Origin of the sequence: Microbacterium sp. MMO-35, from assembly GCF_037147555.1 — a bacterium.
Taxonomy (GTDB): domain Bacteria; phylum Actinomycetota; class Actinomycetes; order Actinomycetales; family Microbacteriaceae; genus Microbacterium.
The window spans coordinates 524,371-535,955 of record NZ_JBBCVH010000001.1 but is presented as its reverse complement, the minus strand read 5'-3'; the positions used below and the strand labels follow the sequence as shown (position 1 = coordinate 535,955).

Genomic DNA, 11,585 nt, shown 5'->3' with positions numbered 1-11,585 from the left:
GTCGCGTGCGCGACAAGCCCACCCTCATGATGGCCCGCCGCGGCGGACGTCGCCATGGGCCTGGGTCCTGTGCGGTCTGCAACGCGCACCTGCGGTCCGCAGCGCGCCCCCCTCCTCAGAGACTCAGAGACAGACGGGAGAGCCGGATCCGGATCCGGTCGTCGTCAGGCGAAGCGCACGGTCTGCTGGATCCGCGTGCGCAGATCGAACAGCTCGGTGCCGCCGATCGTGCGGGACCCGGGCAACCCGGCGCGGAGCAGGGGGCGCAGGGCGCTGCGGCGCACGACCACGACGGTCGTGCCGCGGATCGCGCCGAGCGGGGTCGTCGCCTGCGCCAGGTCGTCGTCCGGCAGTACCAGGATCGCGCCGCCGAAGCGCACCCGGGCGGCGCGGGCGATCGTTCGCACCTGCGTCACGAGTGCGGTGACCGGAGCGCGGGAGCCGGTGCCGGATCCGATGACCTCGCCGCCCCGGAAGCGCGCGATCTCGCCGAAGTCGGCCGACATCAGGCCGTACAGGCCCGAGGGGCCGAGGACGACGTGGTCGAGCGTGTCGGGCGACGGGGGTGTTCCGCCGGCGGCACCGGACAGAGCCGCACCGGCCACGGGCGTCCCGGACGGGATCGCCACGTCGTGCCAGGCGGTGAAGCCCATACCCAGGTCGGCGACCGTCCGGGCGGTGTGCTCCTCGGCGAGGGCGTTCGCGAGAACTCGTCGCAGCTCGCGCGGAACCGTGCGCACGAAGGCGGGATCGTACGGATCCGCCACGTCGGATCCGGTCCAGGCGCGCACCTGCGCGATGTAGCGCCGTCGCCGGCTCCCGCCCGCCTCCCCGTAGGACTTCGCGCGCGGCCGGGTGTCGGTGCGGGCCGCGGGGGCGCGCCAGCCGTCCCAGGGCACGTCGTCGTCGGCGAACCCGTGCCCGCGGTCGTAGCCCGCGCGCAGCTCGGGGGTGGCGACGAGCTCCCAGGCGCGCTGCACCTGGATGAACACGGCCGCATCCCCGCCGGTGTCGGGGTGCGTGCGGCGCAGCTGCAGCCGGTAGGCGCGGCGGAGCTCGTCATCGGAGGCCGTGGCGACGACGCCCAGCACCTCGTACGCGGAGGCGGAGAGCGGGCTGTCGAACATCGCGCTCCTCGGGTTCTGCCGGCGGTCGTGCGGGCGGGGGCACGCGGGATCCAGGGTATCCGGTCGGCCCGGTAGCATTCCCCGGGTGAGCAGCACCGCGAGAACGCCGATGAGCCCCGACCGTCCGCTGCAGCAGGAGTACGAGGTGCGCTTCGACTGGGCGCGCGAGGGGCTGCGGTCGATCGGGCAGGGCGCCGGCGTGATCGTCGTGATCGACGCGATCTCGTTCACCACGACCGTGGAGCGGGCGGTCAGCGAGGGGCTCGAGGTGCAGCCGTTCGCCGGCACGAGGGCCGAGGCGGAGGCCGTCGCAGCAGGCGGCGGTTTCGGCGCGGCCCGGCTCGCGGGCCCCCGCGGGGGCGACGGTGTGACGCTGTCGCCGTCGAGCCTGACCGCCGAGAACGTCGCGGCGTTCGGCGCGACCCGCGCGGTGGTGCCGTCGTTCAACGGATCCCGGCTGTCGGCCGCGGCGGCGGTCTTCGGCGTGCCGGTGCTCGCCGCCTCGCTGCGCAACCGCACGGCCGTCGCGCAGTGGATCCTCGCACGCCAGCATGCGGTCGGGCACCGGGTGAAGGTCGCCGTGGTCGCCGGCGGCGAGGTGCGCGATGACGACACCGTGCGCTTCTCGGTGGAGGACCTGCTCACCGCGGGCGCCGTGATCGACGCGCTCGGCGGGCTCGGCATCGATGCGTGCTCTCCCGAGGCGGCCGCGGCCTGCGCCGCGTACACGGGCCTCGCCCGGGCGGCGCGGCACCTGTTCACCGCGTCGACCAGCGGCGTCGAGCTGCGCGACGACTACGGCCAGGGCGGCGACGTGCTCATCGCCGCAGAGACCGACGTCTCCACGACCGTGCCGGTGCTCGTGGACGGCGTGTTCCGGGAAGCGGATCCAGGAGATCTCGCCGACGGACGCTGATCCGGGATCCGGATCCGGATCCCGGCTCGACCCTGCCCGGCCCTGGCGGCGGAGGGGAACGCGGTGGGTGCAGAGCAGGGGAAGGAAACCGCATCACCCGCGCTCGGCTTCAGGCGAGTTCGGCGGCGGCGGCGCGCAGCTCGGCGAGCGCCTCGACCGAGTAGTGCGCCATCGCCTCTGTCGTCGCGTCCGGCTCCGCAGCCCAGCGTACGAACGCGCTGTGGTGGGCGAGGACGCCGAGTTCGGCGGCGAGCCGCGCCACGACCGGCGCGACGCCCCTGGCGACGAGCGCCTCCTCCATCGCCGCGGCGAGGCCGACGGACTTCTGGGCGTTCCGCTCGCGCAACTCGGCGCTCGCGCTGACCACGGCCTCGAGTCGGGGTGCGATCTCGCGGCTCAGCGGTCCGTACGCGCTGGCGGCCCTGCGAAGCCCGTCGGCCACGGCGTCGAGCACCGAAGCCTCGGGCGGTGCCGCCGCGATCCCTTCGGCGAGGAGGGCGCTCATGGCCGCCTGGCCGGCGACGAGGAGCTCGCGCTTGTCGGTGAAGTGGCGGAAGAAGGTGCTCTTCGTCACGCCCGCCCGCGCGGTGATCTGTGCGACCGTGGTCTCGTCGTACCCCTGGTCGTGGAACAGGTCGACGGCGGCGAGGACCAACCGCTCGCGCGCTCCCGGTGCCCAACGTGCCATGCCTCCATCCTAGTTGACGGGACAAAGGTCCCATCATAGAGTGATGGGACTACTATCCCATCACTCATCGGAGGTACTCCATGCGGGTCTTCATCACCGGCGGCACCGGGCTCATCGGCTCGGCCGTCGTCGCCGAGCTCATCGAGGGCGGGCACTCCGTCGTCGCGCTCGCCCGATCCGACGTGTCCGCCGCCGCAGCGGAGTCGTCGGGAGCCGCCGTGGTCCGCGGTGGACTGGCCGACCTCGACGTCATCCGGAGCGCCGCAGCGGCCGCCGACGGCGTCATCCATCTGGCGTTCGGCAATGACTTCTCGACGCAGGCGGCGCTCGAGCGGGACATCGCCGAGGAGAGCGCCGCGATCGACGCCATCGTCGATGCCCTCGCGGGCAGCGATCGGCCGTTCGTCGTCGTCTCGGGGACGCCGAGCGCCGAGGGGCGCCCCTCCGTCGAGACCGACCCGCTGCCCACCGACGGCCCGGTCGGCGGCCGTGCCGTCACCGTGGAACGCACCCTCGCGGCCGCCTCGCGGGGGATCCGCACCGCGGCGGTCCGCCTGCCCCGCACCGTGCACAAGGACGGCGACGGCGGGTTCGCCGGGCTGCTCGCGAACATGGCCCGCCGCAGCGGAGTCGCCGCCTATCCCGGAACGGGCGAACAGCGCTGGCCCGCGGTGCATGCTCTCGACGCCGCCGTCCTGTTCCGGATGGTGCTCGAGAACGCCGCACCCGGCACCGCATGGCATGCCGTGCAGGATGAGGGCGACACCGTGCGTTCGATCGCCGAGGTGATCGGCCGGCGTCTCGGCCTCCCTGTGCAGCAGGCGCCGGTCGAGGCCTTCGGACCGATCGGGCCCGTGTTCGCCGCGGACCAGCCGGCGTCCTCGGCCCACACGCGGGAGGCGATGGGCTGGGTGCCGACGCATGCGCGGCTGATCGAGGACCTCGAGGCTCTCGAGGCGTGAGACGGCGGAGCGCTCGGTCCGCCGGGTGCTCCCGGACGGGCGAGGGGCGCGCTGAGGGTCAGGCCCCGAGCGCGTCCACCAGTCGTTCCTCCGCGGATCCGAGATGGTCGTGCAGCAGCCGAGCGGCCAGGTCGCCATCGTGGTCGCGCACCGCGTCGAGGATTGCGCGGTGCTGGGCGGCGATGGCCGCCGCGTCGAGCAGACGGCGGTCCTGCACCTGCGCCATGCAGAGGCGCGCCTCGTCGAGCAGGGTGCGATACATCCGTGAGGTGCGCGCACTCGTCAGGCCGTCGATCAGGGCGGTGTGGAAGCGGATGTCGGGGTCGACCGTCGCGGGGTCCGGGCCGGGCGCCATCCCGGCGATCTCCTCGTTGGCCAGGACCGCGGCGGCGGGCACGACCCCTTCCTTCGCCAGGGTGCGCAGGGCGCCGGCCTCCAGAAGTGCCCGGGTGCGATACACGTCGCGCACCATCTCCGCGTCGATCGCGGCGACGCGAGCGCTGCGGTGCGCGGTGCGCAGGAGCAGACCGCTCATCACGAGCTGTTCGATCGCCGCTTTCGCGGTCGGGCGGGCGATGCCGAACTCCGCCGACGCCCATGCCTCGGTCACCGGGGTGCCGCCCGCGAGGGCGCCGCTCAGGATCCGGTCGCGCAGCATCCTGCTCGCCGCCTCCACGACGCCGACGACGGCCAGTGTGTTGTCGACCATGCGATCAGTGTAGGAGATCCTCCAGCCGTCGGTATACTTGTCTGACAATATGCTTCGCAGTGCAGCGAGAGTGAGGAGCCTCCATGCCCGCCGCCCTGACCTCGCCGCTGGATGCCGCGCTGCTCGGCCCGGATGTGCGTGTCGCGTCCCGCACGATCGACCGCTTCGCCAGGGCGCACGACGCGTCGCATTACCTGCTCGTGCCGGATGCGGTCCTCGTGCCGCAGGACGCCGCCGCGGTCGCCCGGGTGTTCGCGGCCGTGCGCGCCGCCGGGCGCACCCTCACCTTCCGCTCGGGCGGCACGAGCCTCAGCGGCCAGGGCGTCACCGGCGACGTGATGGTCGACACCCGCTCGGCCTTCCGCGGCATCCGCGTCTCCGACGACGGCCGGAGCGTCGCCGCCCAGCCCGGTGCGACCGTGCGACAGGTCAACACCCGCCTCGCCCGGTTCGGCCGCAAGCTCGGCCCGGATCCGGCGAGCGAGATCGCCTGCACCATCGGCGGGGTCGTCGCCGACAACTCCAGCGGCATGGCCTGCGGGATCGTCGAGAACTCGTACCGCACGATCGAGTCGATGCTGCTCGTGCTGCCCAGCGGCACGGTCCTCGACACCGCCGATCCCGACGCCGCCGCGCAGCTGCGCGAGCGCGAGCCCGCGATCGCCCAGGGCCTGGTGCGTCTGCGCAACCGCCTGCGCGCCGACCCTGCGCTGAGCGCCGAGGTCGCGCGGCAGTTCTCGATGAAGAACACGATGGGGTACGGGCTGAACTCCCTCCTCGACTTCGACGACGAGGTGCGGATCCTGGAGCATCTCGTGATCGGATCCGAGGGGACGCTCGCGTTCGTCGCCGAGGCCCGGTTCCGCACGATCCCGATCCAGCCCGAGATCTCCACGGGCCTGCTCGTGTTCGACACGCTCTCCGCGGCGATGGCGGCGCTGCCCGGCCTCACCGCACTCGGCCTCACCACGATCGAGCTGCTCGACGCCGCATCGCTGCGGGTGGCGCAGTCCCTCAGCACCGTGCCCGAGGTGATCGCCGACATCGACGTGCGAGGGCACGCCGCGCTGCTCATCGAGGTGCACGCCGCGGATCCCGGGGCGCTGGAGGCCGGGGTCGAGGCTGCTCTCGCGCACGTCGGGACCCTGCCGCTCACCACGCCGGCGCGGATGACCCAGGATCCGGCCGAGCGCGGGGAGCTGGGGACCGTGCGCAAGGGCCTGTACACCGCGGTCGCGGGCGCTCGCCCGAGCGGCACGACCGCGCTGCTCGAGGACATCGCGGTTCCGGTCGAGGAGCTGCTCGGCGTGTGCGAGGGACTCACGGCGCTGTTCGAGAAGCACCGCTACGAGGGGTGCGTGATCTTCGGGCACGCCAAGGACGGCAACGTGCACTTCCTCGTGAACGAGCGCTTCGACGACCATGCGGCGCTGCGCCGGTACGAGGCGTTCACCGAGGATCTCGTCGAGCTCGTCCTCGCACACGGCGGCACCCTCAAGGCGGAGCACGGCACCGGGCGGATCATGGCGCCGTTCGTGCGGCGCCAGTACGGCGACGTGCTGACCGACATGATGTGGGAGCTCAAGGGACTCATCGACCCGGACGGGATCCTCAATCCGGGTGTCGTGCTGTCGGATGACGAGACGTCCTACCTCGCCGATCTGAAGACCGTGCCGACCGTCGAGGGGGAGGTCGACCGGTGCGTCGAATGCGGGTACTGCGAGCCGACCTGCCCCAGCAAGGACGTGACCCTCACCCCTCGGCAGCGTATCGTGCTGCGCCGGGACATGACGGCCGCCCTGCACCGCGGCGAAGTCGAGGTGGCGGCCGAGATCGCGCGGGACTACGACTACGACGCGGTGCAGACCTGCGCGGTCGACGGCATGTGCGGGGTCGCCTGCCCGGTCGACATCAACACCGGCGACCTCGTGCGCCGGCTGCGCGCCGAGGAGGCGAACCGGTTCGAGCAGGGCGTCTGGAACACGGCCGCGAAGGGCTGGGGCGCGGTCACCCGCGGCGGCGGTCTCGCGCTGACGGTCGCGAACGCGCTGCCGGCGCCGCTCGTGATCGCCGCCACCCGCGCCGGCCGGGCCGTGCTCGGTGCGGACACCGTGCCGCTCTACGACGGCGGCCTTCCGGCGGGCGGGTCTCCGGCGCTGCGCGCGGCGGCTCCGGCGGACGCGCAGGCGGTGCTGTTCGGATCCTGCATCGGCACCATGTTCGGCGCGGAGCAGGATCCCGACGGCGTGCACGGCGAGGGCTCCCGCGAGGCGGTGCGGCTGCTGCTGGAGCGGGCGGGGATCGCGTATAGCGTGCCGGCCGACGCCGGCGGACTCTGCTGCGGCACCCCGTGGAAGTCGAAGGGTCAGCTCGACGGCTACGCCACGATGACCGAGCGCGTGCTGCCGGCGCTGTGGCGGGCCAGCCGGGAGGGAGCGCTGCCGGTCGTCTGCGACGCGGCGTCGTGCACCGAGGGATTGCACGTCATGCTCGCGAAGGCCGTGGCGGAGCACCCGGAGTACGCGGCCCTGCGCATCGAGGACGCCACGACGTTCCTCGCCCGGGAGGCGCTGCCGCGGCTCGAGGTGCGGGAGCGGATCGGATCCATCGCGGTGCATCCGACGTGCTCCACCACGCAGCTCGGGGCGACCGGCGCGCTGCGCGCGCTCGCCGCGGCGGTGGCCGAGGACGTGTACGTGCCCGACGGCTGGGGGTGCTGCGCCTTCGCCGGCGACCGCGGCATGCTGCACCCCGAGCTGACCGCGAGCGCGACGGCGGTCGAGGCCGCCGAGGTCGCCGCGGCGGACGCGGAGCGCGGGGGGTTCGACGCCTACGTCTCGGCGAACCGCACCTGCGAGCTGGGCATGAGCCGAGCGACCGGAAGGCCGTACCGGCATGTGGTCGAGGTGCTCGAGGAGCTGACCCGGCCCTAGCGCGCGCACAACTCAGGCTGGGTGCGAAGCGCGCGGCGCCGGCTTCGCGGAAATCCGCGGACGGGGTTGCTCCTCAGCCGCACGCAGCCTGAGTTGTGCACGGGTGGTCACCGTGCCGGACTCCCGCGCCTCCCGCGCTGATGCCCCGCCCAGGGCCGCTCCCTTCCCGCCGCAACCGCTACCGTCATCCGGTGCTCACAGCGGCACCTTGTGCCCCCGAGAGGCGGGAGTCCGGGATCCGCCCGCTCAGCTCCGGTGCACGTCCACGGGCACGATCATCGGCGTGCCGGCGATCGGATCCGGGATCACGACCGCCTCGAGGTCGAACACCTCGCGGAGCAGCTCGACCGTGACGACGTCGCCCGGAGCGCCCTCGGCGACGATGCGGCCGTCGCGCATCGCGACGAGGTGGTCGGCGTAGCGGGTCGCCAGGTTCAGCTCGTGCATCACGACGACCACCTGCGTGCCGCGCTCGCGCGAGAGGCGCACGAGCAGCTGCAGCAGCTCGACCTGGTGGGCGAGGTCGAGGTAGGTCGTGGGCTCGTCGAGCAGCAGGATGTCCGGCTCCTGCGCGAGCGCCATGGCGACCCACGCGCGCTGCCGCTGCCCTCCGGAGAGCTCGTCGATCGAACGCTCGGCGAACTCCGTCATGCCGGTGACCTGCAGGGCGTCGGCGACGACCTCGTCGTCGCGGTGATCGCGTCCGCCCAGCCAGCCGCGGTGCGGCGTGCGCCCGCGGTCGACGAGGTCGGCGACGCTGATCCCGTCGGGGGCGACCGGCGCCTGCGGCAGCAGGCCGACGATGCGGGCGACCTCCTTGGTGGGCAGCTGCGCGATCGCGGACCCGTCCAGCAGCACGGATCCGCTGTGGGGCTTCAGCAGCCGGGCGAGGGTGCGCAGCAGGGTCGACTTGCCGCAGCCGTTGCCGCCGACGATCATCGTGATCCCGGATCCGGGGAGCGTCAGGTCGAGTCCGTCGATGACCGGGTCGCCGTCGTACCCGACGGTGAGGGCCTTCGCCTCGAGGGTGTGCGAGCTCATGCGCGCGTGCGTCCTCTCATCAGGAGCCACAGCAGGAACGGCGCGCCGATCGCGCCGGTGATCACGCCGACGGGCAGCGTGATCGGGAACAGGTGCTGGCCGACCGCGTCGCCGGCGAGCACGATGATCGCGCCGAGGAGGGCCGAGGCCAGGGGGAGGGCCGCGTCGCGCCGGACGAGCCGCAGGGCGATGGGACCGGCGAGGAACGCGACGAACGAGATGGGCCCGGTCAGCGAGGTGGCCACCGCGACGAGCAGCACCGCGCACAGGATCAGCAGGATCCGGGAGCGCTGCGGACGCGCGCCGAGCGCGGTCGCAGAGTCGTCGCCGAGGCGTAGGACCGGCAGCGCGCGCGCCGCCAGGAGCGCGATCACCAGCAGCACCAGCAGCGCGGGCGCGGTCGGAGCCAGCTGATCCCAGAGGCTGCGGCTGAGGGATCCGGCCATCCACACCGTCGCCTGCTCGGCGGCCTTGACGTCTGAGCGGGTGAGCACGTAGCTGATCACCGCCTGCAGTGCGGCGGCGACGCCGATGCCGACCAGCACGAAGCGCAGGCCGGAGAGCCCGCGGCGGTAGGCGAGCACCCAGATGAGGAGCGCGGTCGCGAGCCCTCCCGCGATGGCCGCGCCGGACACGACGAGTCCGGAGGCGCCGAAGAACGAGATGGCGGTGATCGCCGCGGCGCTGGATCCCGCGCTGATGCCGATCACATCGGGACTCGCGAGCACATTGCGCAGCAGGGTCTGGAACAGCATGCCGCCGAGGCCGAACGCGGCTCCCGCGAGCAGCGCGCCGACGACGCGGGGCAGCCGCAGCTCGACCACGGCGAAACTCACGCCGGGAACGGTCTGGCCGGTGAGCGCGCGCAGCACGTCGGGCAGAGCCAGGGTCTTCGCGCCGAAGACCAGACCGGCGGTGCACAGCGCGACGACGACGGCGGCGAGTCCCGCGATGAGCACGGCGTCGCGCACGGCATTGCGGCGGCGGGCGGCGCGAAGACGAACCGCCGATGCGGTTGCGGCCGCGGTCCGCGCGGTGTCGAGGACGGTCACAGTCCCACCGCCTTGCGCCGCCGCAGGAGCGCGATGAACACCGGGGCGCCGACCACGCCCGTGACGATGCCCACTTCGAGCACTCCGGGGCGCGCCAGGATCCGGCCGATCACGTCGCAGACGAGCAGGAACGCCGCCCCGGCCCCCGCGGAGAGCGGCACGATCCAGCGGTAGTCGGCGCCGACGAGGAAGCGGACCGCATGCGGCACGGCCAGCCCGACGAAGCCGATGGGGCCGGCGAGGGCCGTGGCCGTGCCGCACAGGAGCACGACCGCGAGCACCGCGGTGAGGCGGGAGGCGCCGACCCGCACGCCCAGGCCGCGGGCGACGTCGTCGCCGAGGGCGAGCGCGTTCAGCCGACCCGAGCAGGCGACGGCGAGCACGGCGCCCAGGGCGAGGAGGCCGCTCAGCTGGGCGAGGGAGGAGAACGACGCCGCGGTCAGGGATCCGACCTGCCAGAACCGGAAGCTCTCCAGCGTCGACTGATCGACGATGAGGATCCCCGTGATCACCGCCGTCGCGATCGCGGTGACCGCCGCGCCCGCGAGCGCGAGCGTCACCGGGGTCGCGCCACCGGGGCTCGCCGCCGCGGCGCCGTAGCCGAGCACGACCGCCACCGCCGCGCCGGCGAGGGCGCACCACACGATCACGAGCGGCGCCTGCCATCCGAACAGCGTCATCCCGAGCACCACGAACAGCGACGCGCCGGCGTTCACGCCCAGCAGGCCGGGGTCGGCGAGCGGGTTGCGGGCCATGCCCTGCATGAGGGCGCCGCCCATGCCGAGGGCCGCTCCGACGAGGAGCCCGGTGATCGTCGTGGGCACCCGGGAGAGCACGGCCGCCTGGTCCGTCGATCCGTCCGGACGCAGGAACGCATCCCACACGGCGTCGAGCGGCACGAGGCGCGCGCCCAGGGCGAGGGACAGCAGGGTCGCGGCGAGCAGGGCGACCAGGCACACGACGAGCGCCCACGCCGGGGCCCGGCGCGCGCGGCGGCGCGTCCTGGGTCCCGACGCGGGCGTCCTCGGTGCGGAGGCGAGGGTCATCAGGCCTTTGCGGCGGCCTCGCCAAGCAGCTTGGCGTAGGTCGGCAGCGCCCACGGGATGGACAGCACGGTGGGAGCCGACACGGCCATCAGCAGCGCCTCGTCGTTCACGAGCACGGCGGATCCCTTCTTCACGGCCGGGATCCGGCTGAGCAGCGGGTCGTTCTGCAGGGTGGACAGATCCCCGCCCTGCACGTAGACGACCGCGACGTCGGCGTCGAGCTTGTCGGCCTGCTCGGCCGAGATCGTGCCGACGAAGCCCTTCTCGTTCTTGGCGAGCTCGGTGATCGAGGCCGGGGTGGCGAAGCCGAGGTCGTTCAGGTACTGCACGCGCGTGTCGCTCGGCACGTAGTACTGCACCTTGCCGAGATCCTTCGCGTCGACCCACATGACCATGCCGGTCTTGCCCTTGGCGGCCGGGTACTTCGCCATCTCGGTCGACATGGCCTTCTCGGTGTCGGCGATCAGCGTCTTCGCCTCGGCGGACTTGCCGAGCGCCGTGCCGATCATCGTCGTCGAGTCGCGCCAGGACGTGCCCCAGGGGGAACCCGGGTAGGCGACGGTCGGCGCGATCTTGGTGAGGGTGTCGTACTCCTGCTTCGTGAGGCCGGAGTTGGTGCCCAGGATCAGATCCGGCGAGGTGTCGGCGATCTTCTCGTAGGGGATGCCGTCGGTCTCGTCGTGCAGCGGCGGCAGCTTCGCCTTGTCGGCCTCGATCGCGGCCTTCGTCCACTCCAGGTAGCCGTCGCCGTCCGGGTCGCCGAACGTCGCCTTCGGGATCGTGACGGGGATGGTGCCCAGGGCGATCGCGGCGTCGAAGCTGCCCCAGCCGATCGTCGCGACGCTCCGGGGCGCCGACTCGATGACGGTCTTGCCGTAGACGTGCTCGATCGTCGCGGGGAACGCGCCGTCGGCGGATCCGGTCCCGCTCGCGTCCGGTGCGGATCCGGTCGAGCACGCGGTGAGGGCGAGGGCGCCGGCGGTCAGGAGGCTGAGGACGGCCGCGCTGCGGCGCAGACGGAGGGAGGGCATGGGTCTCCTCGAAGAAGCGAACGGGTAGGTAGGTAAGCCTAACCTATGCTTCCCGATTCCTTGGGGACGAGTCGATCGTC

At 73.2% G+C, this 11,585-nt stretch carries 10 protein-coding genes; 3 read left to right on the top strand and 7 right to left on the bottom strand.

The annotated features are described in order from the left end of the window. Positions 1 to 164: 164 nt before the first annotated feature. Complete coding sequence (locus tag WFJ01_RS02380; protein ID WP_336628095.1) at positions 165 to 1,127, bottom strand: J domain-containing protein; 963 nt, start codon at positions 1,125 to 1,127, stop codon at positions 165 to 167. Positions 1,128 to 1,212: 85 nt separating this feature from the next. Here WFJ01_RS02380 and WFJ01_RS02375 point away from each other — a divergent pair, with 85 nt between their 5' ends. After that, on the top strand, positions 1,213 to 2,043 hold the full coding sequence (locus WFJ01_RS02375; RefSeq protein WP_336628094.1) for a 2-phosphosulfolactate phosphatase: 831 nt from the start codon (positions 1,213 to 1,215) through the stop codon (positions 2,041 to 2,043). 109 nt (positions 2,044 to 2,152) lie between these two features. Here the strand turns inward: WFJ01_RS02375 and WFJ01_RS02370 are convergent, their stop codons facing one another. After that, on the bottom strand, positions 2,153 to 2,731 hold the full coding sequence (locus WFJ01_RS02370; RefSeq protein ID WP_336628093.1) for a TetR/AcrR family transcriptional regulator: 579 nt from the start codon (positions 2,729 to 2,731) through the stop codon (positions 2,153 to 2,155). A gap of 80 nt (positions 2,732 to 2,811) precedes the next feature. On the opposite strand from WFJ01_RS02370, the gene WFJ01_RS02365 reads away from it, so the two are divergent. Continuing rightward, positions 2,812 to 3,693 carry an SDR family oxidoreductase gene (locus WFJ01_RS02365; RefSeq protein WP_336628092.1) on the top strand — a complete coding sequence of 294 codons (882 nt, stop codon included), beginning with the start codon at positions 2,812 to 2,814 and terminating at the stop codon, positions 3,691 to 3,693. Positions 3,694 to 3,751: 58 nt separating this feature from the next. Here the strand turns inward: WFJ01_RS02365 and WFJ01_RS02360 are convergent, their stop codons facing one another. Then, positions 3,752 to 4,402: a GntR family transcriptional regulator gene (locus WFJ01_RS02360; RefSeq protein ID WP_295034589.1), complete on the bottom strand. Its 651-nt coding sequence runs from the start codon at positions 4,400 to 4,402 to the stop codon at positions 3,752 to 3,754. 83 nt (positions 4,403 to 4,485) lie between these two features. Here WFJ01_RS02360 and WFJ01_RS02355 point away from each other — a divergent pair, with 83 nt between their 5' ends. Beyond that, the gene (locus WFJ01_RS02355; protein ID WP_336628091.1) at positions 4,486 to 7,335 is read left to right on the top strand and encodes an FAD-binding and (Fe-S)-binding domain-containing protein; all 2,850 of its coding nucleotides are present in this window, start codon (positions 4,486 to 4,488) and stop codon (positions 7,333 to 7,335) included. A gap of 246 nt (positions 7,336 to 7,581) precedes the next feature. Here the strand turns inward: WFJ01_RS02355 and WFJ01_RS02350 are convergent, their stop codons facing one another. The 4 genes from WFJ01_RS02350 to WFJ01_RS02335 are packed head-to-tail and all read right to left on the bottom strand — an operon-like array spanning position 7,582 to position 11,505. After that, a complete protein-coding gene (locus WFJ01_RS02350; RefSeq protein WP_336628090.1) occupies positions 7,582 to 8,376 on the bottom strand; it encodes an ABC transporter ATP-binding protein in 795 nt (264 codons plus the stop codon). Further along, positions 8,373 to 9,428, bottom strand: coding sequence for a FecCD family ABC transporter permease (locus tag WFJ01_RS02345; RefSeq protein ID WP_336628089.1), 1,056 nt, complete (start codon positions 9,426 to 9,428; stop codon positions 8,373 to 8,375). The genes WFJ01_RS02350 and WFJ01_RS02345 overlap by 4 nt, the downstream gene beginning before the upstream one ends. After that, positions 9,425 to 10,474 (bottom strand): FecCD family ABC transporter permease, encoded by a 1,050-nt coding sequence (locus WFJ01_RS02340; protein ID WP_336628088.1) that lies wholly within the window; start codon positions 10,472 to 10,474, stop codon positions 9,425 to 9,427. The genes WFJ01_RS02345 and WFJ01_RS02340 overlap by 4 nt, the downstream gene beginning before the upstream one ends. Beyond that, positions 10,474 to 11,505, bottom strand: a complete 1,032-nt coding sequence (locus WFJ01_RS02335; protein ID WP_292882565.1) for an iron-siderophore ABC transporter substrate-binding protein — start codon at positions 11,503 to 11,505, stop codon at positions 10,474 to 10,476. Before WFJ01_RS02335 ends, WFJ01_RS02340 begins: the two co-directional genes overlap by 1 nt. Positions 11,506 to 11,585: the final 80 nt, after the last annotated feature.

What these genes read in the sequence shown, in the direction of transcription:
- WFJ01_RS02380 (WP_336628095.1), bottom strand. Translation starts at nt 1,127, where the DNA reads ATGTTCGACAGCCCGCTCTCCGCCTCCGCGTACGAGGTGCTGGGCGTC.
- WFJ01_RS02370 (WP_336628093.1), bottom strand. Translation starts at nt 2,731, where the DNA reads ATGGCACGTTGGGCACCGGGAGCGCGCGAGCGGTTGGTCCTCGCCGCC.
- WFJ01_RS02365 (WP_336628092.1), top strand. Translation starts at nt 2,812, where the DNA reads ATGCGGGTCTTCATCACCGGCGGCACCGGGCTCATCGGCTCGGCCGTC.
- WFJ01_RS02360 (WP_295034589.1), bottom strand. Translation starts at nt 4,402, where the DNA reads ATGGTCGACAACACACTGGCCGTCGTCGGCGTCGTGGAGGCGGCGAGC.
- WFJ01_RS02355 (WP_336628091.1), top strand. Translation starts at nt 4,486, where the DNA reads ATGCCCGCCGCCCTGACCTCGCCGCTGGATGCCGCGCTGCTCGGCCCG.
- WFJ01_RS02350 (WP_336628090.1), bottom strand. Translation starts at nt 8,376, where the DNA reads ATGAGCTCGCACACCCTCGAGGCGAAGGCCCTCACCGTCGGGTACGAC.
- WFJ01_RS02340 (WP_336628088.1), bottom strand. Translation starts at nt 10,474, where the DNA reads ATGACCCTCGCCTCCGCACCGAGGACGCCCGCGTCGGGACCCAGGACG.
- WFJ01_RS02335 (WP_292882565.1), bottom strand. Translation starts at nt 11,505, where the DNA reads ATGCCCTCCCTCCGTCTGCGCCGCAGCGCGGCCGTCCTCAGCCTCCTG.